The sequence below is a fragment of the Campylobacter sp. W0066.2 genome (assembly GCF_024723515.1).
In the GTDB taxonomy this organism is placed as follows: domain Bacteria; phylum Campylobacterota; class Campylobacteria; order Campylobacterales; family Campylobacteraceae; genus Campylobacter_D.
Genome location: NZ_JANQCV010000007.1, coordinates 1 through 25,726 on the forward strand (window position 1 = coordinate 1; position 25,726 = coordinate 25,726).

24 protein-coding genes and 2 pseudogenes are annotated in these 25,726 nt (G+C 30.2%); 8 read left to right on the top strand and 18 right to left on the bottom strand.

The window, feature by feature from the left end; translation table 11 throughout:
- Positions 1-255: 255 nt before the first annotated feature.
- From traN to dnaE, 5 genes and pseudogenes are all read right to left on the bottom strand, one after another.
- The gene (traN, locus tag CAMP18498_RS04055; protein ID WP_442867711.1) at positions 256-786 is read right to left on the bottom strand and encodes a conjugal transfer protein TraN; all 531 of its coding nucleotides are present in this window, start codon (positions 784-786) and stop codon (positions 256-258) included.
- Between the two features lie 365 nt (positions 787-1,151).
- Positions 1,152-1,543, bottom strand: a pseudogene (locus tag CAMP18498_RS04060) (hypothetical protein).
- 240 nt (positions 1,544-1,783) lie between these two features.
- Positions 1,784-1,921 (bottom strand): annotated as a pseudogene (locus CAMP18498_RS07995) (DUF5675 family protein); the annotation flags it as partial.
- 195 nt (positions 1,922-2,116) lie between these two features.
- Positions 2,117-2,326: a hypothetical protein gene (locus tag CAMP18498_RS04065; protein ID WP_337197702.1), complete on the bottom strand. Its 210-nt coding sequence runs from the start codon at positions 2,324-2,326 to the stop codon at positions 2,117-2,119.
- Between the two features lie 170 nt (positions 2,327-2,496).
- Positions 2,497-6,090, bottom strand: coding sequence for a DNA polymerase III subunit alpha (dnaE, locus tag CAMP18498_RS04070; protein ID WP_337197703.1), 3,594 nt, complete (start codon positions 6,088-6,090; stop codon positions 2,497-2,499).
- A gap of 103 nt (positions 6,091-6,193) precedes the next feature.
- On the opposite strand from dnaE, the gene CAMP18498_RS04075 reads away from it, so the two are divergent.
- On the top strand, positions 6,194-6,433 hold the full coding sequence (locus CAMP18498_RS04075; RefSeq protein WP_257396702.1) for a SelT/SelW/SelH family (seleno)protein: 240 nt from the start codon (positions 6,194-6,196) through the stop codon (positions 6,431-6,433).
- Positions 6,434-6,456: 23 nt separating this feature from the next.
- Here CAMP18498_RS04075 and CAMP18498_RS04080 read toward each other — a convergent pair whose 3' ends face one another.
- The 6 genes from CAMP18498_RS04080 to CAMP18498_RS04105 are packed head-to-tail and all read right to left on the bottom strand — an operon-like array spanning position 6,457 to position 10,701.
- Positions 6,457-7,023, bottom strand: coding sequence for a DJ-1 family glyoxalase III (locus CAMP18498_RS04080; RefSeq protein ID WP_337197704.1), 567 nt, complete (start codon positions 7,021-7,023; stop codon positions 6,457-6,459).
- Between the two features lie 11 nt (positions 7,024-7,034).
- Positions 7,035-7,907, bottom strand: a complete 873-nt coding sequence (locus tag CAMP18498_RS04085; RefSeq protein ID WP_337197705.1) for an N-carbamoylputrescine amidohydrolase — start codon at positions 7,905-7,907, stop codon at positions 7,035-7,037.
- Positions 7,876-8,790: a cation diffusion facilitator family transporter gene (locus CAMP18498_RS04090; RefSeq protein WP_087699944.1), complete on the bottom strand. Its 915-nt coding sequence runs from the start codon at positions 8,788-8,790 to the stop codon at positions 7,876-7,878. Before CAMP18498_RS04090 ends, CAMP18498_RS04085 begins: the two co-directional genes overlap by 32 nt.
- A complete protein-coding gene (locus CAMP18498_RS04095) occupies positions 8,787-9,764 on the bottom strand; it encodes an agmatine deiminase family protein (RefSeq protein WP_337197706.1) in 978 nt (325 codons plus the stop codon). Before CAMP18498_RS04095 ends, CAMP18498_RS04090 begins: the two co-directional genes overlap by 4 nt.
- Before the next feature lie 56 nt (positions 9,765-9,820).
- Positions 9,821-10,102 (bottom strand): hypothetical protein, encoded by a 282-nt coding sequence (locus CAMP18498_RS04100; RefSeq protein WP_337197707.1) that lies wholly within the window; start codon positions 10,100-10,102, stop codon positions 9,821-9,823.
- On the bottom strand, positions 10,102-10,701 hold the full coding sequence (locus CAMP18498_RS04105) for an MBL fold metallo-hydrolase (RefSeq protein WP_337197708.1): 600 nt from the start codon (positions 10,699-10,701) through the stop codon (positions 10,102-10,104). The genes CAMP18498_RS04100 and CAMP18498_RS04105 overlap by 1 nt, the downstream gene beginning before the upstream one ends.
- Before the next feature lie 61 nt (positions 10,702-10,762).
- On the opposite strand from CAMP18498_RS04105, the gene CAMP18498_RS04110 reads away from it, so the two are divergent.
- The 5 genes from CAMP18498_RS04110 to CAMP18498_RS04130 are packed head-to-tail and all read left to right on the top strand — an operon-like array spanning position 10,763 to position 15,295.
- Positions 10,763-11,503, top strand: a complete 741-nt coding sequence (locus CAMP18498_RS04110) for an NAD+ synthase (RefSeq protein WP_337197709.1) — start codon at positions 10,763-10,765, stop codon at positions 11,501-11,503.
- Positions 11,490-12,428, top strand: coding sequence for a tetraacyldisaccharide 4'-kinase (locus CAMP18498_RS04115; RefSeq protein ID WP_337197710.1), 939 nt, complete (start codon positions 11,490-11,492; stop codon positions 12,426-12,428). Before CAMP18498_RS04110 ends, CAMP18498_RS04115 begins: the two co-directional genes overlap by 14 nt.
- Positions 12,403-13,812 (top strand): threonine synthase, encoded by a 1,410-nt coding sequence (thrC, locus tag CAMP18498_RS04120; protein ID WP_337197711.1) that lies wholly within the window; start codon positions 12,403-12,405, stop codon positions 13,810-13,812. The genes CAMP18498_RS04115 and thrC overlap by 26 nt, the downstream gene beginning before the upstream one ends.
- Positions 13,809-14,534, top strand: coding sequence for a 3-deoxy-manno-octulosonate cytidylyltransferase (gene kdsB / locus CAMP18498_RS04125; protein ID WP_337197712.1), 726 nt, complete (start codon positions 13,809-13,811; stop codon positions 14,532-14,534). Before thrC ends, kdsB begins: the two co-directional genes overlap by 4 nt.
- Positions 14,531-15,295, top strand: coding sequence for a transporter substrate-binding domain-containing protein (locus CAMP18498_RS04130; RefSeq protein WP_337197713.1), 765 nt, complete (start codon positions 14,531-14,533; stop codon positions 15,293-15,295). The genes kdsB and CAMP18498_RS04130 overlap by 4 nt, the downstream gene beginning before the upstream one ends.
- Here CAMP18498_RS04130 and CAMP18498_RS04135 read toward each other — a convergent pair.
- On the bottom strand, positions 15,292-16,074 hold the full coding sequence (locus CAMP18498_RS04135) for an amino acid ABC transporter permease (RefSeq protein ID WP_442867713.1): 783 nt from the start codon (positions 16,072-16,074) through the stop codon (positions 15,292-15,294). The genes CAMP18498_RS04130 and CAMP18498_RS04135 overlap by 4 nt on opposite strands.
- Before the next feature lie 180 nt (positions 16,075-16,254).
- Here CAMP18498_RS04135 and dsbD point away from each other — a divergent pair, with 180 nt between their 5' ends.
- Entirely contained in the window at positions 16,255-17,946 is a 1,692-nt protein-coding gene (gene dsbD / locus CAMP18498_RS04140) for a protein-disulfide reductase DsbD (RefSeq protein ID WP_337197714.1), read from the top strand.
- 21 nt (positions 17,947-17,967) lie between these two features.
- Here dsbD and CAMP18498_RS04145 read toward each other — a convergent pair whose 3' ends face one another.
- Positions 17,968-19,143 (bottom strand): NAD(P)/FAD-dependent oxidoreductase, encoded by a 1,176-nt coding sequence (locus tag CAMP18498_RS04145; protein ID WP_337197715.1) that lies wholly within the window; start codon positions 19,141-19,143, stop codon positions 17,968-17,970.
- Between the two features lie 102 nt (positions 19,144-19,245).
- Here CAMP18498_RS04145 and CAMP18498_RS04150 point away from each other — a divergent pair, with 102 nt between their 5' ends.
- Positions 19,246-20,610 (top strand): sodium-dependent transporter, encoded by a 1,365-nt coding sequence (locus CAMP18498_RS04150; protein ID WP_337197716.1) that lies wholly within the window; start codon positions 19,246-19,248, stop codon positions 20,608-20,610.
- Here the strand turns inward: CAMP18498_RS04150 and CAMP18498_RS04155 are convergent.
- The 5 genes from CAMP18498_RS04155 to CAMP18498_RS04175 form a co-directional block, all read right to left on the bottom strand.
- Complete coding sequence (locus tag CAMP18498_RS04155; protein ID WP_337197717.1) at positions 20,539-21,465, bottom strand: 1-aminocyclopropane-1-carboxylate deaminase/D-cysteine desulfhydrase; 927 nt, start codon at positions 21,463-21,465, stop codon at positions 20,539-20,541. The genes CAMP18498_RS04150 and CAMP18498_RS04155 overlap by 72 nt on opposite strands.
- Entirely contained in the window at positions 21,452-22,402 is a 951-nt protein-coding gene (locus CAMP18498_RS04160) for an OmpA family protein (RefSeq protein WP_337197718.1), read from the bottom strand. The genes CAMP18498_RS04155 and CAMP18498_RS04160 overlap by 14 nt, the downstream gene beginning before the upstream one ends.
- Complete coding sequence (locus CAMP18498_RS04165) at positions 22,399-23,721, bottom strand: MotA/TolQ/ExbB proton channel family protein (protein WP_337197719.1); 1,323 nt, start codon at positions 23,719-23,721, stop codon at positions 22,399-22,401. Before CAMP18498_RS04165 ends, CAMP18498_RS04160 begins: the two co-directional genes overlap by 4 nt.
- 75 nt (positions 23,722-23,796) lie before the next feature.
- Positions 23,797-24,861: a class II fructose-bisphosphate aldolase gene (gene fbaA, locus CAMP18498_RS04170; protein ID WP_337197720.1), complete on the bottom strand. Its 1,065-nt coding sequence runs from the start codon at positions 24,859-24,861 to the stop codon at positions 23,797-23,799.
- A complete protein-coding gene (locus CAMP18498_RS04175; protein WP_337197721.1) occupies positions 24,861-25,676 on the bottom strand; it encodes a peptidylprolyl isomerase in 816 nt (271 codons plus the stop codon). Before CAMP18498_RS04175 ends, fbaA begins: the two co-directional genes overlap by 1 nt.
- Positions 25,677-25,726: the final 50 nt, after the last annotated feature.

A 25,726-nucleotide genomic window follows, 5' to 3' on the forward strand; every position in this document is an offset into this window, starting at 1 on the left:
AGTTTGTTTGGTATAATTGTATTAAGGGTTTAAGCCGCAGGCTGACCCCCTACGGCTAAATTGTGAAACCCCTGAAAGGAGGTAACTCAATGAGGTTCGTAAAGCTCATTTTAGTGGTTATTATACTACTTTGCCTATTTATAGTCAAGATATATTAACCAAGCCCCTTTTCGGGGCAACTAGAGTGAGCTACCTGCGGTACCAAACAAACTTTTAACTAAATTTCATCTCCTTTCTATAATTTTATTTTTCTTTTTAATTAGTAGGTTTTCTTGTTAAATTCTCAAGATTGCTTTCGATTTTTTCTTGTATTTTTATAGAATCAGCTTGTATTTTATCTACATCAATACTTCCAACAATATCAGCAATAAATTCACTTAAATCTATTTCACTAAAATCTAACTTTTGAAATTCTTCTGGAGTAAATCCTCTACAATCAGGACTTTTTGGAGAACCCCAACCTCTTCCAATTTGTGGGCGTCCTTGTTCATTAAATATTCTTGCTAATTTTGAATTAAAACAACAGTGTGTTTTTTTATGCTGAATACAACCTATGAATTTAATTTTTTTAGAGCAATATTCACCAACTTCTACACATCTATTTTGCTTATTGAGTTTGGCTAGCTTTTTTTCATCTTCTTTACAAGGTACAAGCCCTATAAATACTTTATCTTTATCACAGCAACCACCACCAGTTAAACCAAAAAATTTGTCTTTAGAGCGACATCTATTATCTTTTCCATTAAAGATAAAAATTTGTCCTCCACAAGAACCATCATCTTCCAAACCATTATTATTTTCATCATTAATACCAACTTGAGTATCTTCATCTTCAATATCGCTAGCGCCTTCTATGCAAGGAAACGGGGAACATTGATACTTATTATCTGTTAAAACACATTCTCTTTCTTCGTTAAATGGACATACTTTTCTATTTTTAACACAATTGTTTGCAGGTGGTATTGAAGAATTACAAGTATCACTAAGACCATCATTATTAGAATCTATCGCTAGATCATCTCTAAGCTTTTAGGGTAATAATTTCAATAAACGATATATTGTTACAACATATGCTAAAAATCCAAAAGAAAGTAGTATATTATAATGCAACATAACACTATTTAAAAAATTTTTAACTATATTTTTATACTTCATTTGGTATTTGCACTTTTTGAATTTGTATTTTGGTTAATACTTGTGTTTTGCTCCCACAGCCTATCAAGCATAGCATTAAAAAGCTTAGTAGTGTTAGTTTCATTGTTTTTGGATATATAGTTTTTAACATCATCAACCTTTGTTTTGATTTGATTTTTTTGAGTATTTGCATAAAAGAGTGCTTTTAGCTCTTGTTCGTGTCTTATTTTAAGCTCTCTAGTAATCCTCGTGAGTTCATTATTTACACCCAAAGCTAAATTTAAATCACTTTGGCTTTTTTCTAATTTTGTTTTAGTGCTATCTAGCTTAAGATATAAAAACACATTAAGCATAAACATTAGAGCTAAAGCAATATAAAGTTTGTATTTTCAAATAAAAGATTTATCATTTCTTATTTTAGAAATTTAAGTAAGATTTGAGTATAATTTCAAAGAGTGGAACACCAAAGGTGGCCGCCTTTGGTGTTAATCAACACTCAGTTAGGTGGTGATTAAAATTGAACCATAAAATTCTAGTAATAATTATACTACTTTGTATAATTATAGTCAAGGCTTATTAGCTTTGATTTCCCCTTTAAAAAGGGGAGCTAGAATACCACCTTTGGTTTACTTAAACTTTTATCTCCTTTCTAAAATTCGTTTGTGATTTCTAATTTTATATTTAATAAATCTTGCTGATATAACAAATCATATAATTTTTTACAAGCTTGTCTGCTTTAACCTATACTTTCATCGCTCTTAGTTAAACCTAGTAAAATACAACTTCTATATTCTAATAATTATATATTTATCATCTTTTACTCTCAAATATTATTTTCTAAACAAACTTTCATTTCCAAACTATAAGTTTTACAGCGTTCATAAACTAGACTTTATTTGTTTATAAAGCAATTGTTATTAATATTTTAAAAATTTAGAGAAAAATCATGAAAGATCTTAAAAAATACATTGCAAATTCCAAACTAACACGCCTTGAAGTTTTTATTTATAGCCTTATAAACCTCATCATTTTCCTCACAATCAACAGCAAGACTACCTAAATAAGGATGCAACAAACGCCCCACCGAAGCCGTATCAAATACCATGGTTAGTTTTGTTTTTGGAAAATTTTCTTTCATAAAAGCTAAAAATTCATCTCTAGCTTTATAATCTGTCTTGTCTTTATTAAACAAATCACTTTATTTTGCATTGTTTGGAGTGTTAAAACACATCTAAAAAGATTTTTTACCTTTTTTGGATGGTATAATCTTGAATAGTCTCAACCGCTAAAGCTATTTTTTATCCTTTATATATCGTATTGATATAATTATACTATATAAAATGGACTTTTAGTGTCTATATTTTAACCTTTACATTTTTGAGCTATCACATCCATAGCTTCTTGTGAAAGGACAAAATTTGTGTGATAAAGCAAGCAGCTACCCGTATCAAGTACTTTTAGCACAAGTTTTTTGTTATTAGCATCTTTTGGATTATGTCTTGTATTAGCTAGATCATAAATTTCATACACCATATCTTTACTAAGCTTGTTAATATCAAGTTCTATGATATTTTCTTCAAATTTCATAGGCTCTTGCGTAAAATCTTCTTTGTTTTCTTTTTTTGCAAAGCTTTTTTTCTTACTAAAAGATTTTAGCTCGTTTTCTTTTGCTTCTTCTAGGGTATAAATTTCATTTAAACTAAAGCTTAAGTCATTGTCGTTGTTTTTATATCTTAGTAAAAAGGCAAAGGCTTCATCTTTATTTTCTTTAAAAAGTGCTTCAACTTTTTCTACTTGAGTTTCAAAAATAATCATATCAAAAGAAGAATAAAAGTCTAAAACTAGAGCCTTAGCGTATCTTTTACCGCTTTTACTCATCATCGATTTAAAATCTTCAATCTTCCCTACAACCAAAAGCTCACCCTCGCCTTTGAGTGTTTCAAAGTCCATACTTTTAAAATACTCTATGCCTTCTATTTGACTTGCAAATTTATCCAAAGGATGGCCTGATACATAAATTCCTAAGATTTCTTTTTCATAGCCTAGTTTTTCCATTAACTCAAATTCTATCTTGCTATCATGAAGCCCTACTTTGATATCTGCGGCTATTTCTTCTTTTCCAAAAAGAGAAGCAGTAGAGTTTCTTTTAACTTCAGCAATTTTTCTACTTGTTTCTGAAATAAGCTCAAGATTATCCACCAAACATTTTCTAGTATAACCAAACTCATCAAAAGCACCTGATTTAGCTAAATTTTCTATAGTTTTTTTATTAATCTTAGTAGGATCAATAGAGCTTATAAAATCATCAAAATCACTAAAGCCCTCTTCCTTACGAATTGCCATGATATTTTCTATCGCAGGAATTCCCACACTCTTAATCGCTCCAAGCCCATAAATAATAGCTTCAGAACCATCTTCAAGCTTAGTTGCACTAAATTCTCTTTGAGCTTTGTTAATACTTGGTGGCAAAAGCTTGATGTTCATTCTTTTCATCTCTTCAATGTATTTTGCGACCTTGTCTATATTGCTTTCTTCACTTGTTAAAAGCGCAGCCATAAACTCACTTGGATAATAAGTCTTTAAATATGCTGTTTGAAAGGTTATAAGTGCGTAAGCAGCTGAGTGAGATTTGTTAAAACCATATTCAGCAAATTTCAAAATAAGCTCAAACAAATCATCAGCCTTTTTCTCATCATAGCCTTGTTTTTTAGCTCCTTCTAAATACTCTGCTTTAAGATTATCCAAAATTTCTCTTTTTTTCTTACCCATAGCACGGCGCACATTATCAGCCCCGCCCAAAGAAAAACCACCGATTTTTTGCACTATTTGCATAACCTGCTCTTGATAAACTATAACCCCATAAGTATTTTCAAGTATAGGTTTTAAATCATCAAATGCATATGTTGCAGCCTTTCTACCATGCTTAATATCGATAAAATCATCTACCATCCCACTATCAAGTGGGCCTGGTCTATATAAAGCTAAAACCGCGATTAAATCTTCAAATCTTTCAGGCTTTAACCTAGCATTCAAACTTTGCATACCGCCTGATTCTATTTGGAAAATGCCCAAGGTATTACCACTTTGTATGGTTTTATAAACCTTAGGATCATTCATATCAATCTTTTCCCAAATTACATCTTTGCCATAGCGCTTTTTCACTAGCTTAATCGCATTATCAATTACTGTAAGAGTTTTTAAACCCAAAAAGTCAAATTTGATTAAATCTACATCTTCAAGATATTCTTTAGAATACTGCGTAACCAAATGACGCTCATCATTTTTGCTTTGTCTAAAAAGCGGAGCTTTATTCCACAAAGCTTCATTAGATATCACAACTCCGGCTGCGTGCATACCTGCATTTCTATTTAAACCCTCTAATGCCTTGGCAAAATCCCAAACTTGACGCCCTTTTGGATGAGAATTTACAAATTCAGCGATTTTTGGCTCTTGCTCATAAGCTTTTTCTAAAGTGATTTTAAGCTCTTCAGGAACTAATTTTGCCAAAGCATCCGCATCAGGTATACTCATATCACAAACCCTAGCCACATCACGGATTACTCCCTTTGCTAAAAGCTTACCAAAGGTAATAACTTGCGCAACCTTTTCAGCTCCGTATTTATCAATAACATAATCAATCACTTCCCCTCTTCTATCTTGACAAAAATCCACGTCAATATCGGGCATTGATACACGCTCAGGATTTAAAAATCTCTCAAAAAGAAGATTATAAGGTATAGGATCTAAATCTGTAATTTTCAAACAATACGAAACCAAACTCCCCGCTGCACTCCCACGCCCTGGGCCAACTGGTATATCTTTTTCCTTAGCTGCAGCGATAAAATCATGAACAATTAGCATATAACCTGAAAATTTCATATTTTTAATAATACTAATTTCTAAATCAAGTCTATCTTTATACTCTTGATGTTTACTTGCATCGATAAATTGAAGTCTTTCTTCTAAACCCTTTTTACAAAGATACTCAAAAACTATATCATCATTATCAAAGCTAAATTCTTGATCTTCTTGACTTAAGCTTAAGCCATATTTTTTTGCATATTCACGGGTAAATTTAAAATTTGGTGGTGTTGGATCGCCTAGTTTTAATTCTAGATTGCATTTATTAGCTATTTCTTGAGTATTTTCAATAGCTTCAGGAATATCAGCAAAAAGCTCACTCATTTGCTCTGATGTTTTTACATAAAACTCATGCACTTCGTGTCTTAAACGACCTGGATCATCAAGCTTAACCCCCATAGCTATACACATAAACACTTCATGCGCAGCCGCTCTTTCTTTAAAAGTATAATGCGTATCATTAGTCGCAATAATTTTTATATCAAGCTCTTTAGCAAGTTTGATGATAGAATCATCGATAAATTTTTGATCATCAATACCATGACGCATAATCTCAAGGTAAAAATCATCTCCAAAAACCTTTTTATACCAAAGCGCAGCTTCTTTTGCGCCTTCATAACCTTTTGCGCCAAATTTTAAATTTCTTTCATTTTTGGTATTTAAATGCCAATTAACCTCACCTTGTAAACACGCCGAAGAGCAAATCAAACCCTCACTATGAGCCTCTAAAAGCTTTTTATTAATCCTTGGATAATAATACAAACCATGTATATAACTTTGCGAGCTTAAATACATCAAATTTTTATAACCAATTTCATTTTTAGCAAATAAACAAATGTGAAAGCGTTGTCTTGAGCTTTTATCGCTTAAATCATCATGATTATGTAAATACGCTTCAAGCCCTATGATAGGTTTAATCCCCTCAGCTCTCATCGTTTTATAAAAATCAATAGCTCCAAACATATTTCCATGATCAGTCATAGCAACACTTGTTGCACCTTGAGCTTTTAGCGTTTTAGCAAGCTCTTTGAGTTTATTTGCTCCATCAAGTAAAGAATATTCTGTGTGTAAATGCAAATGTGTAAATTGGCTCATATTTTCCCTTGTATTTTTTTATTATTATAAAAAAAAACTTTAAATTTAAAACTTACAAGCATAAAAAATGTATAATAGCTTACTTTCAAAAAAGGAGTAAAAAATGGAAGTAAAAATTTATTATTGTAATCTTTGAAATTACAAACCACAAGCTGCAAGGGTTGCAGAAGAAATACAAAATGAATTCAAAGATGCGCAAATTTCTACCATAGAAAAAGGTGGTGGTCATTTTATAGTAGAAGTAGATGGCAAAATCATTTACTCTAAAAAAGACTTGTTTAACTGTGAAGTAGATAGATTTCCTCATGAGGGTGAAATCACCAAGCTTATGAAACAAATGTAAGCTAAACCCTCATTAGCGAGGGTTTATTTTGTCAAAGGAACAAGCATACCTTCATAAAGTTTTTGATAAATTTCTTCTGAGCATAAATGCTTAGCAAGCTCTAAACCAAATAAAATAGCCGTAGCAGGCCCAGCTGCTGTGATGACATTTTCATTTACCATAATTGCTTTATTTACTCTAGTTCCTTCAATACCTACTTCACAACCAGGATAGCAAGAAAACTCTCCATTAATCACCCCTGCTTTTGCCAATACCATAGGTGAAGCACAAATAGCCGCTACGATTTTTTTCTTAGCATGTAAATCTTGTATGATTTTTATGATAGCTTGATTGTTTTTTAAATTCATCATACCTTCAAATCCACCTGCCAAAGCAATTGCGTCTAAATTTTCTTGATCAACACTAGCTAAACTCATATCAGCCCTTATACAAATTCCATTAGCACCTTGTACTAAAAGCTCATCATCTAGTGAAGCAATAATTACTTCTAAATTCCCACTAGCCTCCCCTGCTCTTTTTAAAACATCAGCTATACCTATAAATTCAGCTTCTTCAAAACCTTTTGCCAAAGGCACTAAAACTTTTTTCATTTTTCCTCCTTTTAGTCAATAAATCTTTTATTTAATTCATGAAAATACTCTATGCGTCTATCGCGTAAAAACGGCCACCATCTACGCACATTTTCACATCTTTGCATATCAATTTCAACGATTTTACAAAGCTCTTGTTTATCATCGGCTCTAAAAAGCTCTTCACCTTGAGCTCCAAAAACAAAAGAATTTCCCCAAAATCTTATGCCATCTTCCACACCGCTTTCATCTTTTTCAAAACCCACTCTATTTATAGCTACCACAGGCAAGCCATTAGCTATAGCATGGCCTCTTTGCACACCTATCCAAGCTTCAAGCTGTCTTTGTTTTTCTTCTTTTTCCTCCTTATCAAACCAACCTATAGCAGTAGGATAAATCAAAATTTGAGCTCCTTTTAAAGCCATTAACCTAGCAGCTTCAGGATACCATTGATCCCAACATATTAAAACTCCAAGCTTTCCAACACTTGTTTGTATAGGTTCAAAACCCAAATCACCTGGAGTAAAATAAAATTTTTCATAAAAACAAGGATCATCAGGAATGTGCATTTTACGGTATTTACCTGCTATGGAACCATCTTTTTCAAATACCATACTAGTATTATGATAAAGTCCTGCACTTCTTTTTTCAAATAAAGAAGTTACCAAAACAACTTTATTTTCTCTAGCCACATTAGACCAAAACTTAACATCTTCTTCATAGTCATTTGCCAAATCAAAAAAGTTTGTATTTTCACTTTGGCAAAAATACTGCGTTTGATGAAGTTCTTGCAAGCATACAAGCTCAGCTTTTTCTTTTGCTGCTTGTTTGATAAGTTCGCATGTTTTTTCTATAGTTTTTTCTTTATTTTGCTTAAATTCTTGCTGTATGAGTGCTAATTTCATTTTTACTCCTTTCTTCTTCTGAATCATCATAAGGGTCTAAGTGTATATGGATATTCCAAAAATCATCTTTAAAATGCTCCCTTATACTATCTTCAATCTCATCACCGATTTTATGAGCTTTTAAAAGTGATATTGTAGGTTCAAAAACTAAATGCACACTAACATAAAGTATATCAGGGCTTTTTCTAGTTTTCAAATGATGAAAGCTTTTGACTTCTTTATTTGCATTTATAATTTGCTTAATCACTTCAACTTGTTCTTTATCAATAGCTACATCTAATAAAATTTTAGAACTTTCTTTGATGATTTTAAAAGCTGAAAAAATCGTATATAAACTTATAGCTATACCAAATAAACCATCAATAAAATGATAATTTGTAAAAGCTATAATCACAAGTGCTAAAAGCGTTAGAGCATTAGTTAAAAAGTCTATTTTATAGTGCAAACTATCAGCTTTTATAATCAAGCTTTTTGTTTTTTTAGCAACATAATTTAAAAAAATTACCAAACACAAAGTCACAGCCATAGCAAAAGCCATGACAAAAATTCCAAGATCAAGTTTTTCTACACTTTCTTGATTGTGAATTTTCAAAACACTCTCATAAAAAATATAAACCCCAATCCCACTAATCACAAGACCTTCAAAAAGCCCCATTAAGGCTTCAATTTTACTAAGGCCAAAATTATATTCTTTACTAGAACCTTGAGAGCTTTTTTTCAAAGCTAAAAAATTTAAACCAGAAATCACACAATCAAGTAAAGAATCAATCGCACTAGAAAGCACCGCAACAGAACCCGAAGCTAAACCTACTATAAATTTAACAATAGCTAAAAAAATAGCACATACACTTGCGATGATGGTTGCGCTTTTTTGCAAATTCATCTTTGACCTTCATAGCGGTTTTGACAAGAACAATGCAAAGAACCATTTTGTCTTAAAAACACTCTTGCATCAACCCCTACTACTTTTCTATCTTTGCATGTTTTTTGTAAATTTTCTAATACCAAAGCATCGTTTTCATCATTATAAGTTGGCACTATCAAGCCACCATTAACAAAAACAAAATTTGCATAAGTAGCACCAAGTCTTTTACCTTCAAAATACAAAGGCTTAGGTAAAGGAAGCTCCAATAAATCAAATCCTGTTTTTTTCAGCTCATCTTCCATAGCCTTTAAAGGTGCATAATGCTCATCATTTTCATCTTTACACACACAATAAGCAATGGTGTTTTCATTGATAAATCTTGCTAGAGTATCTATGTGATGATCGGTATCATCGCCTTTTATATAACCATGATTTAACCATATAATTTGTTTTAAGCCAAAAATTTCTTTTAGCTTAGCTTCAATTTGCTCTTTATTTAAATGTGAATTTCTATTTTCATTTAACAAACAAGCACTCGTTGTAAGCATTACTCCTTGCCCATTAAAATCAATACTTCCACCTTCTAAAATAAAATCAATTTTTTCTAATTTTCCTGATAATTTTTGCGCAAAAAGTTTTGAATTTACCGCATTATCTAGAGTGCTTTGAAATTTATCACCCCAAGCATTAAAAATAAAATCAAGCCCTATAATTTTATCATCTTCACACACATCAATTGCGCCAAAATCTCTAATCCAAGTATCATTAGTATCACACTTAAAAAAATCAACGTTTTTTATATACTTAAATCTTTGAAAATCTTTTTCACTTGGTGCTATAAGTAAAACTTTTTGAAAATCTGCCACAGCTTTAACAAATTCTTCATAGCTTTGCAAAATCTCTTCTAAATAAGGCTTCCAATCGCTATTTTCATGAGGCAAGGAAAGTAAAAGTAGCTCTTGTTTTTGCCATTCTGCTATGCTTTTTCTCATTTTGATACCCTTTTTGATAATTAAAAAAGTATTTTAACATTTTTAATGATAGTTTTTTACTCTTTTTTTAAAACCCAAGCAAAATACCATATCGCAAAAGATAAAAGCAAAATCATAAAAAGCTTTTTATCATACACTCCAAATCCTATATAAAGCACAGAATACATAAAACCAAAACTTCCCGCATAAATACAAATTCTACTCATTAAACCATTTTCCACCGCTCTAAAACATGGGCATTTGTGAAAAAATTTCTTTTTCGCTTCTTTGGGTTTAAAAAAACTCAAAACCGCACTTAAAATCAGCAAAAAACTTAAAAAATATAAAACATTATCCATTAGTGAAAATACCTTAACCAAGCAGGAATTGCTTTTTGTTCTTCTTTTAAAGTGCTTTCTTCTCCATGCCCTGGAAACAATCTAAAATCTTTCTCATAAGCTAAAACTTTTAATAAACTCTCTTTCATCTTAGCTGCATCTGAGTAAGGAAAGTCCCATCTACCAATACTACGGTAAAATAAAAAATCTCCACTAAAAAGCACATCTTCACCCACAAGTTCTATCATACAACACCCTGGAGTATGCCCTGGAAAATGATGAAATTTAAACTTAAACTCATCTATACTAAATTCATTTTCATTTTCTATTAACACATCAGCATTTGAATGCTCAAAACCATAATTAAAAGGATCTTTTAGCATAAAAGCATCATCTTTATGGATAAAAAGTGGAATTTCATAAACCTTTTTAACTTTAGCATTATCATAAACATGATCATAATGACCATGAGTATTTAAAATAGTCAAAGGTTTGCTTGCGTTTTCTTTGATAAACTCATAAGCATTTTCACCTGGATCGATGATGATTTGCTTGTTATTATGATCTATAATATAACAATTTGTTTCATACATTCCGCATGGTTGTTTTAAAATATGCATATAAACTTCCTTTTAACTAAATCAAATATAATTTTAAAAAATTAATATTTAAAGATTTTTTATGAATTATACAAAATTACAAGAATTATTGATCAATTTTATAAAAGAACAAGCAAGAGATAAAAATCTCATCTTAGGTTTAAGCGGTGGGATAGATTCAGCTTTAGTAGCTCATCTTTGCAAAAAAGCAGTAGGTAAAAAACTTTTTGTGCTTTTAATGCCTACAAAACATTCTAAAAAAGAAAATTTAGATGATGCATTAATGCTTTGTAAAGATTTACAAATTCATCATAAGATTGTTTATATTGATGAAGTACTTTGTGCTTATGAAAAAATTTGTCAAGACTTAAACCCTTTACGCTTTGGAAATTTAGCTGCAAGAGTGCGTATGAGCTTGCTTTATGATTATTCAGCCTTACATAATGCTTTAGTGGTAGGCACTTCTAATAAAAGCGAGCTTATGCTTGGCTATGGGACTATTTATGGGGATTTAGCTTGTGCTTTTAATCCTTTGGCTACGCTTTATAAAAGTGAAGTTTTTGAGCTTGCTAAATTTACGGGTGTACATGAAAATTTCATACAAAAAGCTCCTAGTGCTGATCTTTGGCCAAATCAAAGCGATGAAAAAGATCTTGGCTATAAATATGAAGTTTTAGATGAAGTTTTAAAAGCTTTAGAAAATAATCAAAGCTTAGAAAAATTTGATGAGAATTTAAAAAATTTAGTCTTAGAACGTGTGCAAAATAATGCCTTTAAAAGAACACTTCCAACAACATTAAAGAATACATATGACTTGGCTTGATCGCTATTTTTTTAAACCTAATTTTTTGCAAAAAACTCTAGCCTTTTTGCTTTTGCCTTTTAGCTTTTTATATATGATCATGGCGATTTTAAATACTAAATTTAAAAAAGAACTTGATTTTAATTTACCCATTATAAGCATAGGTAATCTAACCCTAGGAGGCAATGGAAAAACTCCTATTTGTAAAGCCATAGCAGCTGAGTTTGAAAATTGTTTTATCATCTTAAGAGGCTATAAAAGACAAAGTAAAGGCTTAATCATCGTTAAGCATAAAGATGAAATTTTATGCGATATTAAAGAAAGTGGCGATGAAGCTATGGAATATGCACTTACAAAACACATTAATGGAGTGATAGTAAGCGAAGATAGGGTTAAAGGCATACAAAAAGCTATCGAACTTGGAGCAAAAATCATACTTTTAGATGATGCTTTTTCTAAATTTCATATTAAAAAACTTAATATTTTATTGCAAAGTAAAGATGAGCCATTTTTTGATTTTACTCTACCTAGCGGAGCTTATCGTTTGCCAAAATATTTTGCTAAAAGGGCTGACTTTACAGCTAAAGAAAACGAAGATTTTGTGCGTTATTCTCATGTAAAAGAAAATCAAAAAGCCATTTTAATAAGCTCTATTGCAAAGCCTTTTAGATTATATGAGCATTTTATCAAAGCTAGGGCTTGTTATTTTTTTGCCGATCATTATATTTTCAAAAAAGAAGAATTAGAAAAACTTTTAAAAAAACACAATTGCGACACCTTAATGCTAACATTTAAAGACTATGTAAAAGTAAAAGATTTTGGCTTTAAAACTGAACTTATTCATCTTGATATTGTTTTAAAAGATAGCTTTAAGCAAGTTTTGCAAGATTATATTGATAAATTTAACAAAAAGGAAGAAAATGTTACTACACTCAACCCAAGATAAAAATCACCAAATAAGCTTTTCAAAGGCCTTACTTAGCCCTAGTGCACCTAATAATGCTTTATATGCACCACTTAATCTACCAAAGCTTGACAATGAATCTTTAAAAAATTTAAACTACAAAGAATTAGCCTTAAAAATCATCACGTCTTTTGATTTTGATTTAGAGCTTGAAGTTTTTGAAAAAGCTTTGAAAACTTATGAGAGTTTTGATGATAAAACCTGCCCTATTCATTTAAGAAAAATTAATGATAAGCTTTATATTAATGAATTGTTCCATGGGCCAACAAGAGCTTTTAAGGATATGGCTTTGCAACCTTTTGGCGTGCTTTTAGAATACTTAAAAAAAGATGATGATTTTTTAATCATGTGTGCTACAAGTGGTGATACAGGACCTGCTACACTAAAAAGCTTTGAAAATAAAAAAGGCATAAAAGTAGTTTGTATTTACCCAAATGAAGGCACAAGTAAAACTCAAGCTTTACAAATGACACATTCAAATGCAAGCAATTTAAAATCCATAGCCATTGAAGGTAATTTTGATGATGCGCAAAATACTCTAAAAACACTTTTAAATGATGAGGATTTTAAAAATACCTTAAAAGAAGAAAAGTTAAGTCTAAGTGCAGCAAATTCAGTTAATTTTGGAAGAATACTTTTTCAAATCATATATCATTATTATGCTAGTTTGAAAATCAATAAAACAATAGATATCATCATTCCAAGTGGAAATTTTGGCGATGCTTTGGGAGCTTATTATGCTAAAAAAATGGGAGCAAATATAGGTAAAATTAAAATTGCTTCCAATTCAAACAATATCTTAAGTGAGTTTTTTAATACAGGCAAATATGATTTAAGAAATAAAAGCTTGCAAAAGACTATTTCTCCTGCTATGGATATACTTATATCATCAAATATAGAACGCTTGCTTTTTGATAAATTTAAAGATGAACGCACCAAAGAGTTAATGCAGGCTTTAAAGAATGAAAAATATTATGAGCTTAGCCAAAAAGAACTAAAGCTTTTACAAGAAGACTTTGAAGCTGATTTTTGCAATGATGATGAGTGTATGCAATATATCAAACAATACAGCCACTTAGGACTTTTAGACCCTCACACTTGCACTTGTTTTAAAATGCTTGATTCTAACACCACCACACTCATCACTTCCACAGCACAATGGAGTAAATTTACCCCAAGTATATATCAAGCAATTTATAACAAAGAATGCCAAGATGAACAAGCTTGCATGCAAGAACTTGCAAAAGAATTTAAGCAAGAAATTCATCCAAATATCGTAAGCTTATTTACAAGCACACAAAAGCAAAATCAAGTTTGCAAACTCAAAAATCTAAAACAAACTATTATAGAATGGATAAAACAATGATAATCATACCTGCAAGATTAAAATCAAGTCGTTTTGAAAATAAAATTTTATGCGAAATTGATAATTTACCTATGTTTATTTATACAGCTAAAAAAATGCAAGAAGTTGATGAAGTGTGCGTGGCGCTTGATGATGAAGAGGTTTTAAAAATAGCACAAAAACACAATATAAAAGCAGTTTTAACAAGTAAAAATCACGAAAGTGGCACTGATAGAATCAACGAAGCTTGTCAAATTTTAAAACTAAATAACAACGAGCTAATCATCAATGTCCAAGCTGATGAGCCTTTTATAGAAACACAAAATATTAAAAATTTTAAGGAATTTAGCCAAAAAGCTTTTGAAGATGAGCTTTGTTTTATGAGTAGTTGTTACAAAGAAGTAGATGCAAAAGCTTGTGATGATCCAAATTTAGTTAAAGTGGTTACTGATAGTAATGATTATGCTTTATATTTTTCAAGATCTAAAATTCCTTATGAAAGGGCAAATTATAAACAAAATTTTAAAGCTCACCTTGGAATTTATGCATATAGGGTTAAAAATTTACAAGAATTTTGTACTTTGAAAAACTCAGCTTTGGAAGAATGTGAAAAATTAGAACAATTAAGAGCCTTAGAAAATGGCAAAAAAATCAAAATGTTAAAAATACAAAGTCAAAGCATAGGTATAGATACAAAAGAAGATTATGAGAGGGCTTTGGCTAAATTTGGAGTTAAAAAATGAAAAAAATACTTTTTTTACTAAGCTTGTTTTTTACACTTCATGCAAAAGAATTAATCGTAGGTATGGAACTAGCCTACCCTCCTTTTGAAATGAGTGATACTAAAAGCAATCCAAGCGGCATTAGTGTAGAGTTTTTACAAGCCTTTGCCAAAGAAAAAAACTATGATTTAAAAATCCAAAACATAGCTTGGGATGGACTTATACCTGCTTTAAGAACTCAAAAAATAGATCTAATCATGTCTTCTATGAGTATAAGCGAACAAAGAAAAAAAGTAATAGATTTTACCTTGCCTTATGCTAAGGCAAATTTAGCGATATTAAGCGCTAAAAAATCAAATATTAATTCCATAGAAGATTTAAATCAAAAAGGAAAAATTCTTGCTTTAAAAAGAGGTTCAAGTGCGCATTTATATTCTCAAAAAAATCTTAAAAACGCAAAAATTTTAGTATTTGATAAAGAAAATGCAGCTATTTTAGAAGTCATTCAAGCAAAAGCTGATGCTTTTATTTATGATCAAATGAGTATTTATAAAGCATGGAAAAAACATCCTGAGCAAACAAAAGCTATTTTTACCCCTTTTGAAAAAACACCTGAGCAATGGGCCATAGCTTTAAATAAAAACAATATTAAATTAAAAGAAGAGCTTAATGAGTTTATTTTAAAATCTAAAGAAAATGGTTTTTTTGATAAACTAAGTCAAAAATACCTCAAAGATATGCAAGAAGTTTTCAAAGAACAAAAGCTTGAGTTTTTCTTTTAAGAAAAACTCTTTTCAAGCTTTCTTGAAAACATAGAAATAGGCAAAGTTAAAACCAAATAACAAAGCGCTAAGGGAATATAAATTTCTAAAGTAGAAAAGGTAAAAGCATTGATTTCTTGAGCATTTTGAGTTAGTTCTGAAATAGCTATAACACTTAAAAGAGAGCTATCTTTAATCAAATTACTAAGCTGTCCGCTTAGTGGTGCTAAGATATTTTTTAAAGCTTGAGGAAAAATCACGCTTTTATAAATTTCAAACTCACTCAAACCCAAAGCTTTAGCACTTTCATATTGCATTTTATCAACACTTAAAATTCCTGCTCTAAATATCTCACAAATATAAGCACTAGCAAATAAAGCTAAAATCAAAACTCCACAAACATAACGATTATCAAGCCCCAAATTATCTGCAAAAATATAATAAATCAATAAAATTTGCACTAGCAAAGGTGTGCCTCTAACAAGTTCTATAAAAACTCTTGCAAACATATTAAAAAGCACGATTTTACAAAGACTCATATAACATAAAATCAAAGCAAAAATCACACCTACAATCAAAGATAAAACACTAATAAAAAAACTTGTAAAAAAACCTTGTATCATTTTGTCTTTATATTCATAAATTGCCATAAAATCAAAATTATAACTAGCGCTTAAAAAAGACAAATAAAAAAATAAAAACAATAAAAAAACCAACAAAAAAGCATTAACTATATATGCTTTTAAAGTAATTTTTTTATGCTTGTTAAATTTATTGTGTACTAAAAAAATACTATTCAAAAATTTCCTTTATTATGATTTCAAATATAGCAAATAGCAGCTAAATTTCACTAAATATAAGATTGTTAAAATTGGAATTTTAGTTTATAACAAACTCCTTAATTTAGGATAATTATTAACTTAAATTTACCACAAATAAGTAAAATAAAACAAATTTAATTTTTAGTTTCAAGGAGAAAAATGCGTTTTTTAGCGGTATTTTTTATTTTTTTAAATTTAGCTTTTGCTAATAATGGGATATTATCACTCAATGAAGCCTTTAAACTCAATACCCATAGCAACAATCAAGGAATTTTTTTAAAAATCAATCTTGCAGATAGAATTTATCTTTACAAAGATCAAATCAAAGTAGAATTAGACTCTAATGACATTACTTCTTTATTAAATTTCCCACAAACTCAAACTAGAGAAAACAAAGAAGTAATTTTTAGCCAACTTGAACTTTTTATACCTCAATTATTATTAGATGATTTTATTAAAAATAACAAAGCAAAACTTTCCCTAGCTTATCAAGGTTGCTCAGAAGAAGGTTTATGCTATCGTCCTGTATATGTAAATTATGAACTTAATAAACAAAATGGAATTTATACTATAAAATCCACTAAAGATCAATTTAAAAAGCAAAATGAAGATGAACAAATTGCTAATGATTTAAGCACACAAAATATATTTATCACACTTTTAACTTTTTTTGGTTATGGCTTATTATTAGCACTTACTCCTTGTATTTTACCAATGATACCTATCCTTTCTTCATTAATCGCAATGAAACTCAAAGATAAACCATCTAAAAAACATAGCTTTTATTTATCTTTTATCTATGTCTTTTTTATGTCTTTAGCTTATGCTATAGCAGGTGCTTTAGTAGGCCTTGCAGGAGCTAATGTGCAAGGTTTATTACAACAACCTTGGATTATCATTACTTTTGCGGGCATTTTTGTATTGCTCTCACTTTCCATGTTTGGCCTTTATGAATTACAACTACCACTTAAATTTCAAAATTTTATTAATAAAAAAATAGAAGGCAAAAACGGAGTTTTTGGTATAGCTATCATGGGCTTTTTATCAGCTCTTATTGTAGGACCTTGCGTGGCTGCACCTTTAGCAGGAGCTTTACTTTACATTACTAAAAGTGGCGATGTATTTTTAGGAGGACTTTCTTTATTTGTGATGAGTTTTGGTATGGGTATGCCTTTACTTTTAATAGGACTTGGAGGAAGTTTTTTAAAAAGTGGGGCTTGGATGCTTAAGATAAAGATTTTCTTTGGTTTTATCATGCTCATCATGGCAGTTTGGATGCTAGAAAGAATACTTAGCGCAAATATCATTTTAATGCTTTATGGAGTTATAGGGGTATTTTTTGCTAGCTTTATGGGGCTATTTGATGAAGCAAAAACTAATTTTAATAAATTTAAAAAAGCAGGTATGATTTTAATTTTAGCTTATAGTTTAAGTCTAATTTTAGGTGGTTCAATGGGTTCAAAAAGCTTGCTAAAACCTCTTGAGTTTAACCTTACTTCAAAAGAAAATGGCTCTAGTTTAAGTTTTAAAACCATTAAAAATTTAAAAGAACTTAAGCAAGAATTACAAAATTCTACCAAACCTGTTATGCTTGAATTTACAGCCGCTTGGTGTGAAAACTGCAAGCTCTTAGAAGAATATACTTTTATAGATGCTAAAGTACAAAATTTACTTGCTAATTACACGCTTTTAAAAGCAGATGTAACACACAACAGCCAAGAAGATTTAGCTCTTATGAAAGAATTTGGAGTTTTTGGGCCTCCTGTGATGATATTTTTTAACAAAGGCGAAGAAAAAGGACGTATTATAGGCTATGTAGATGTAAATGAGTTTTTAAATAGAGTTCCTTAAAAACTCTATTTAAAATTAATTTTATTTCAAAAAACCTCTCAAACCTTCAAGTTGATACTGCCATAGTTTTTCTATAAAAATTTTAAGTTTTATTGCCAAAAAACCACTAATTGGCTTATGCAAAACCGTGCCAACTGCATAATCCTTTCCGATAGAACAAACGGTATTTCCACTTATAAAAGAAAATTCTTGTTTAAATTCTTTCTCATCAATCATAGCCATTAAAGCTTTAGCTATATAAGCCCCTTCTCTTAATGCAAGTTGGGCTGTTGGAGGATAAGGGGTATTGGTTTTAGGATTTTTAAATAAACTATTATCACCTATAAAAAAGTATTTTGACGCATTTTCAACATTTAATGGATGCATAAAAGCATCTACTTCTATACGCGATCTTACACTTGGAAAATCAGAACTATTTTCTATAACACTATTACCTCTAACCCCTGCAGTCCAAATGATAGTATTAGCTTTAACAAATTCTCCCCTATCAAGTCTTATGCCATTTTTTTCACATTCTGTGATTTTAGATTTTTCATATATTTTCACACCAAGTGCTTCTAGCCTTTGTCTTGCTTTTAAAGCCAAACTTTTATCAAACATAGGTAAAATTTGATCCATAGCTTCAATAATAGAAAGTTCTAATTTCTCATAAGCAATTTGCTCTTTTTGGCAAAATAATTTAAGCTCTTTAGCTAAAGAAGCTACAAATTCAACCCCGCTTAAGCCCCCGCCACAAACTGTGATTTTTAAATCATCTTCATTTTGGGTGGTTTTGTAATTTTTTATTTTCTCATATATAATTTCATTGATTTTCAAAGCATTTTCATAATTATCTATACTCAAAGCATATTCTTGCATACCTTTAATACCAAAAGTTTCCTTCGCAAAACCAAGCCCACATACTAAAATATCAAAGTCAAATTCATTATTTTTAGTAAAAACTTTGTCTTTAGAAATTTTTAAAACTTCATCTTGGATAAAGTTTATTTTTGGACTTAATAAAGGCAAAAGATCATATTTTGAACTATAAATATCTTCATTTGAAGCTACTTTGTGTAGTAAAATAGTATGATAATGATAAGAATTGTTATTAATCAAACTCACTTGTGCTTTTTCAAAAAACTCATCAGGTAAGGCTTTTATAGCCGATAAAGTAGCATATCCTGCGCCTAAAAACAAAATTTTCTTTTTTTGCATGGATTTTCCTTTAATTTGATAAAAAAATAAATAAAAATTTGGCATAATGGTATTATTTTTTATCTTAAAATATTTTTTATTTAAATTTAGCAAGGAAAAAGCATGCAAAGACAAACTTGGAGCAATACGCTAACTTATATCCTTACAGTAGCAGGAGCGACTATTGGTTTTGGAGCCACTTGGCGTTTTCCATACTTAGTAGGTGAAAATGGAGGCGGTGCTTATGTTTTAGCCTTTTGTATAGCTATGATTTTTATAGGAATTCCTGTAATTTTGGTTGAAAATGTTATAGGAAGACGTAGAATGCTAAATTCAGTCGATGCTTTTGACGGAAAAACAAGCGATGGAGTTAAAATATCTAATTCTTGGCAAGGTGTTGGCTACATGGGACTTTTAGGTAGTTTTGGAATCATGGCTTATTATATGGTAATAGGTGGATGGGTTTTAGCTTATATTTTTAAAATCATCATAGGCGATTTTAACCTTTCAAGTCCCATTAATGCTCAATATACAAGCGAATTTTATAGCTCTACTATAGAAAATAATCCTTTATTAATAGGAATTTTTACTACTATATTTGTGATAATTAACTGGATTATCTTAAAAAAAGGTGTAATTGAAGGCATAGAAAAGTCAGTAAAATACCTTATGCCGTTTTTATTTATCTGCCTTTTGGTTGTTGTTGCACGTAATTTAACTCTTGAAGGAGCAAGTGAGGGTGTGAAATTTTACCTTACTCCTGATCTTTCCAAAATCACTCCTAAATTGTTTATAGATGTTTTAGGACAAGTATTTTTTGCCCTATCTTTGGGTTTTGGTGTAATGATAACCTTATCTTCTCACCTTAAGAAAAATGAGAATTTAATCAAAACTTCTGTTTATACAGGAATTTTGAACACCCTTATAGCAGTACTTGCTGGTTTTATGATTTTCCCAGCTTTATTTAGTGTAGGTTTAACTCCCGATAGTGGGCCATCTTTGGTTTTTAAAACCTTACCTGTTGCATTTTCGCATATACCTTTTGGAAGTATAATTTGCGTGTTTTTCTTTTTACTTTTAATCATCGCTGCACTTACCACAAGTTTGCCAATTTATCAAGTAATCATCAGTGTTTTGGAAGAAAAATTTAAACTAGCTAAAAATACTGCTATTAATCTAACACTTGGAAGTATTTTTGTCTTGGGAAATTTACCATGTATACTTACTTATGGTCCTTTAAAAGATATTACTATCATCAAAGGAAAAAATATTTTTGATAGTTTTGATTTTATTAGTGGAAATATATTCTTTGTTTTAACCGCATTTTTTTGTTGTATTTATGTAGGTTGGGTGCTTAAAAAAGATGCTATTTATGAACTTTCTAATCAAAATACTCTAAAAGGAAGTATTTTTAAACTATGGTATTATTATGTTAAATTTATTATACCTTTGATTATCTTGGTGATTTTTTATTTTGGCATTTTTTAATTTATACTCATAACGCTTTAACATGCTTATATTTCCTTCAAGGCCTCCTTGATGGATATATAAGATTTTTCCACCAAATTGCTCTTTATGAGCTAATAAAGTTTTAAAGCCCACCATATCATAAAGCAAATCAAACTCTACTCCACATTCTTTTTTTAGATCTTGATAAAGCTTATAAAATTCTAAATAAGGCTTAGCAAAATGATATTTTTTAGGTGGATTTAATATGGTTAAATTATTAAAATCATAATTTGGTTCTAAGCTTAAAATTTGCTCTTTTAAATACGCACTATCACCTACACAAGCACATGTAAAAACTTTAAATTTGCTATGTTTAGCCAAAAAAGCCGCAGAAGTTCCTGTGCCTGAGGGTAAAAAAATACTTACATTTTCATTCAACTGTTCACTAAGCTCTAAGGCTAGTTGTTGGTATCCAAATTCAGCTTCTTTTATAGCCACACCCTCTTCTATAAAAACATCATCATCTTTTTTTAAAGCTAAAGCTTGCAATCTTCTTGTAGGATAATTTATATTTTCTATCAACTCAACATTATGTTTTAATGCAAATTCTAAATTTCCATGGGGATTTTCTTTTAAAAAAGAACTCATTTTTTCACAAACAAAAATAAGTGAAAAATCATTTTCATAACAAAACTTAGCTAAAGCAACTAAAGCATTACTTTGAGAAGAACCAAAAGAAATAAATGTTTGTCCTTTTTTAAATAAACGTTTGTTTTTTTCAAAAAAGGCTAGTTTTCTAGCCTTATTTCCATTGATATAACCTAGTAAATCATCTCTTTTGAGTAAAAATTCAAAATCCTTGTATTTTAAAACATCAATTCTACTTGCTATCAAGGTATTTTTCAACCTTTTCTAAAGCATTATTTGTATTGATATTAAACTTAATCTCTATTCTACGGCTTGCTTCTTTATCTTCTTTACCATCTTTCATAATCACATCAGAATAAGACCTACCACTTGCCATTAAAAGTTTTTGCAATCTTGGATCTTTATAAAATGAGTGTATAAAACTCATCACAGCATAAGCTCTTTTTTGTGATAAATCAAGATTATATATATAAGAACCTACGCTATCTGTATGACCTTCTATGACTATATTTTCTATGCTATTTAAGATATTTTCATCTTTTAAAATATTGTCAAAATACTGCGTTAAAATCGTTTTCAAATTCTCTTTTGCTTGAGCTTTTAGCGTAAAAGAATTTGTATCAAAAAGCACTTCAGAAGGTAAAACTATCGCCCCTGTATTAGAATCTAAAGTAATATTAGTGTCAAATTTAACTTGAAGATTTTTAATGGTATTTTCTTTGATTAAACCTAGTTCTTTGATTTTACTTTTTGCCTCATCAAAATTACGCTCTAATTCTTTGATTTCTTCATCTTTTTTGTTTAATCTCTCAAGCAAAGCAAAAATTTGTTGATCTTTTTCATCCAAACTAGAATTTAAATCTTGATTAAGTTTAGTAATATTAGCCTCTAAGGCCTGTTTCTGCTTATTAACATCATCAAGTGTACTTGAAGTATTATTTAGTTTTTGGCTAAGATTTTTTAAAATATCTTCTTTTTGGTTTAATTCCTCTTTGTTTTCTCTTAAACGCTCTTCTTGTTTTTGTAGATTTTCTTTTATGATTTGCAAATCACTTTGAGTTAAAACATACTTAACAACTATAGCTCCAATAAGCAGAATAAATACAAAAAGCAAGCCTGCCATTAAATCTGCATAAGCTATCCAAAAATTATTTTCTTCATTGTTAGAATTATTTTTTATCATCTATTTTTTTCATCTTCTTTTTGATTTTCAAGCTTTGCAATAACTTGTGTGGTTTGCTCATCTAATTCTTTGCTTTCTTCTTTAAATTCTTGCATTAGTGAAATTTTTTCATCGATATTTTTTTCATCTTCATAGGCTTCTTTAAAAGTATGCATACCCTCTATAATACTTGCCCTAAAGCCCTCGAAAAGTTTAGTTTGATTATCAAGCATAAGATTTTGATATTTTTCAATATTATTTGAAAAATTATTCACCTTTTCATCTAAAGCACTCACGCTTTTATCTAAATGCACAATCTTATCAGAACTCACATCTAAAAGTCTGTTGTATTGCTCCGAAATTCTTAAGGTTAAATCTTTTATGTTTGAATTTAGCATATTTACCGCATTTGCAATTTCGCTGTAAGTTTTAACTATATCTTTTTGCTCTCTTTGGGTTTTAGATAAATCACTCATAGTTTGTTTTACATGCTCACTGCTTAATCTTACAGCTTTTTCCTCAGCATTTACAAGTTCTTGAAAAACTTTGATTTTTCTATCTATTGTATTATCTAGTTCTTTAAAAAATTCCTCATTACTCACATGCTCAAAAATCGTGCCTATTTTTTCAAAATGTTGCAAACTTTCTTGAAGATACTTTCTATCAATTTCTTCTTTAGACCAGAAAAAATCGCTTGTTGCATTTTTTTGACGATTAAGAAGTTTTTGGAATTTACTACTGCCGTATTTTTCAAAAAATATCCACCAAAGCGCCAAGAAAATTCCATAAATTGATACATAAAAGGCTGTTCCTACCCCATTTAATAAAACTGAAATTTCTTGTTCTAAACCTGCTGTGTCGCTTGAATTAAAATTTGGCATAGACATGGCTATACTTATAAAAGTTCCTAAAATACCAAGCATAGGAAAAATAGCTGCACCCACAGAAGCAAAATTTTCATTTCTCAAATCTTTCACATAAGCATAAGCAAAATCATCAAAACTAGCGTTTGACTTTGTTTCTTTACCTATAACTAAAAAATGCTTCATAATATAGCGTTTTAATATAAGTTTAAATTCATCTTTTTGTTGCTCAAAAATACTTGAAGCATAATCAGCACTGTGTCTAGCAAAGATCAAAGCCACCAAAAAGATAATCCCTATCATTACAACACTATGTAATTCCACTTTAAAATCAATCTTTCCAAAATATCCTAAAAGCACTAAAATATACAATATAGCAGGGATAAATATAATCTTTAAATAAGCAACAATTCCTGTACTACCTTTTCCCTCAGGCAATACAAGATCAGAAAAATCATCAGTTGTTTTAACTTCCATTTTATAAACCTTTGTTAATTTTACTCTAAAAATTTGAAATCTTCACAGGAAAATCAACTAAGAGTTATAAAACTCTTAGTTTCTATCGATACAATTTAAATCACTAAAAGCACACTCTAAGCGTTTGATCATACTCTCTTCGCCCGCTCTAAGCCATACTCTTGGATCATAGTATTTTTTATTCGGCTTATCTTCTCCATCTGGATTGCCAATTTGGCCTTGCAAATAAGCCTTATTTTTAAGCTCATACTCTCTAACACCATCCCAAAAAGCCCATTGTGTGTCTGTATCAATATTCATCTTAATCACACCATAGCTAAGTGCTGCTTTGATATCTTCTATATCACTACCACTGCCACCATGGAAAACAAAATTGATTGGTTTTTCTTCGCCAAGATTGAATTTTTCTTTTACATAATTTTGAGAGTTTTTAAGAATTTCAGGCCTTAAAATCACATTTCCTGGTTTATATACTCCATGTACATTACCAAAACTAGCTGCGATTGAAAATCTATCACTAATTTTAGAAAGTCTCTCATAAGCTAGTGCTACATCTTCAGGCTGAGTGTATAATTTTGCATTATCGATATTAGTATTATCCACTCCATCTTCTTCACCGCCCGTACATCCTAGCTCAAGCTCTAAAGAAATTCCAAGTTCAGACATTTGTTTTAGATAATTTTCACAAGTACTTAGATTGCTTTCTAAATCCTCTTCACTTAAGTCAATCATATGAGAGCTAAACAAAGGCTTGCCTGTTTCTTTTTTAAACTCAATATTTGCTTCAATCAAAGCATCAACCCAAGGAAGTAATTTTCTAGCAGCATGATCTGTGTGTAAAATCACCGGAACTCCATAAGCTTTTGCCATTAAATGCACATGTCTTGCACCACTTATAGCACCAAGTACATCAGCTTTTGGGCAAGCTTTTCCTGCTACAAATTTAGCTCCTCCATTTGAAAACTGAATAATCACAGGTGAATTAACTTTTTTAGCACTTTCTAAAACCGCATTAATAGAATTTGTCCCCACGACATTTACCGCAGGGATAGCAAATCCTTCTTTTTTTGCATGATTATATACGATATTTAGATCATCACCACTTAAAACACCTGGTTTAACAAGATCTAATACGCCCATTATTTGTATTCCACTTTTGCTTTTTGAAGAAGTTCTTGAGCTTTTTTATTCATAAGTTCTTTAAATTCTTCCATTTTGATATTACTTTCAATACCTGCTTTTACTTCATTATAACTCATAGTACTTTTTGCTCTAGCATCTTCTTTTAGGATAATATGATATCCAAAATCACTCTTTATAGGTGTTTTAGAAATAGTACCTTTTTTCATAGAAAAAGCTGCATCAGCAAATGGTTTTACCATAGTTGATTCAGCAAACCAACCAAGATCACCACCTTGAGCTGAAGAACCTTTGTCGATTGATTTTTCTTTTGCAAGTTGAGCAAATTTATCATTTAAAGCTTTTCCACTTAGCTTACTAAGCTCAGCAATAATATCTTTAGCTTCTTTTTCGCTAGTTACCAAAATATGCTTAGCTTTCACTTGAGCTGGTTTAGTAAATTTATCTTTATTTGCTTCATAGAATTTTTTAGCTTTAGCATCGTTATTTTTAATTGAATCAAAAATTTTCTTTTGATAGATATTTACTAAAATAGCTTCTTTAGCACGCTCTAATTCTTCTTTATATGAAGGATCGTTTTCTATTTTTTGAGTTTTAGCATCTTTTAATACAAGTTGTTGAACGATATATTGATCAATAATTGCTTTTTTTTGCTCAGCTGGTAAATCAGTGATTTTAGCACCTCTTAACATAGGAGCAAAAAACTCATTCACTTCTGTATCGCTGATATTATTTCCATCAAGGGTTGCAACCACCGCAGCATTTAAACTCAAACCTGTTAATAAAGCCGCAGCAACTAAAGAAATTTTTTTCATTGTTTTTCCTTTGAAATAGTTTTGTAGATTTTATTATATCTAAACTTTAT

What these genes read in the sequence shown, in the direction of transcription:
- CAMP18498_RS04150 (WP_337197716.1), top strand. Translation starts at nt 19,246, where the DNA reads ATGCAAAGACAAACTTGGAGCAATACGCTAACTTATATCCTTACAGTA.
- fbaA (WP_337197720.1), bottom strand. Translation starts at nt 24,861, where the DNA reads ATGGGCGTATTAGATCTTGTTAAACCAGGTGTTTTAAGTGGTGATGAT.
- CAMP18498_RS04105 (WP_337197708.1), bottom strand. Translation starts at nt 10,701, where the DNA reads ATGCATATTTTAAAACAACCATGCGGAATGTATGAAACAAATTGTTAT.
- CAMP18498_RS04085 (WP_337197705.1), bottom strand. Translation starts at nt 7,907, where the DNA reads ATGAAATTAGCACTCATACAGCAAGAATTTAAGCAAAATAAAGAAAAA.
- CAMP18498_RS04165 (WP_337197719.1), bottom strand. Translation starts at nt 23,721, where the DNA reads ATGGAAGTTAAAACAACTGATGATTTTTCTGATCTTGTATTGCCTGAG.
- CAMP18498_RS04145 (WP_337197715.1), bottom strand. Translation starts at nt 19,143, where the DNA reads ATGCAAAAAAAGAAAATTTTGTTTTTAGGCGCAGGATATGCTACTTTA.
- CAMP18498_RS04115 (WP_337197710.1), top strand. Translation starts at nt 11,490, where the DNA reads ATGACTTGGCTTGATCGCTATTTTTTTAAACCTAATTTTTTGCAAAAA.
- CAMP18498_RS04095 (WP_337197706.1), bottom strand. Translation starts at nt 9,764, where the DNA reads ATGAGAAAAAGCATAGCAGAATGGCAAAAACAAGAGCTACTTTTACTT.
- CAMP18498_RS04110 (WP_337197709.1), top strand. Translation starts at nt 10,763, where the DNA reads ATGAATTATACAAAATTACAAGAATTATTGATCAATTTTATAAAAGAA.
- kdsB (WP_337197712.1), top strand. Translation starts at nt 13,809, where the DNA reads ATGATAATCATACCTGCAAGATTAAAATCAAGTCGTTTTGAAAATAAA.
- CAMP18498_RS04160 (WP_337197718.1), bottom strand. Translation starts at nt 22,402, where the DNA reads ATGATAAAAAATAATTCTAACAATGAAGAAAATAATTTTTGGATAGCT.
- dsbD (WP_337197714.1), top strand. Translation starts at nt 16,255, where the DNA reads ATGCGTTTTTTAGCGGTATTTTTTATTTTTTTAAATTTAGCTTTTGCT.
- CAMP18498_RS04080 (WP_337197704.1), bottom strand. Translation starts at nt 7,023, where the DNA reads ATGAAAAAAGTTTTAGTGCCTTTGGCAAAAGGTTTTGAAGAAGCTGAA.
- dnaE (WP_337197703.1), bottom strand. Translation starts at nt 6,090, where the DNA reads ATGAGCCAATTTACACATTTGCATTTACACACAGAATATTCTTTACTT.
- CAMP18498_RS04090 (WP_087699944.1), bottom strand. Translation starts at nt 8,790, where the DNA reads ATGAATTTGCAAAAAAGCGCAACCATCATCGCAAGTGTATGTGCTATT.
- thrC (WP_337197711.1), top strand. Translation starts at nt 12,403, where the DNA reads ATGTTACTACACTCAACCCAAGATAAAAATCACCAAATAAGCTTTTCA.
- CAMP18498_RS04130 (WP_337197713.1), top strand. Translation starts at nt 14,531, where the DNA reads ATGAAAAAAATACTTTTTTTACTAAGCTTGTTTTTTACACTTCATGCA.
- CAMP18498_RS04100 (WP_337197707.1), bottom strand. Translation starts at nt 10,102, where the DNA reads ATGGATAATGTTTTATATTTTTTAAGTTTTTTGCTGATTTTAAGTGCG.
- CAMP18498_RS04175 (WP_337197721.1), bottom strand. Translation starts at nt 25,676, where the DNA reads ATGAAAAAAATTTCTTTAGTTGCTGCGGCTTTATTAACAGGTTTGAGT.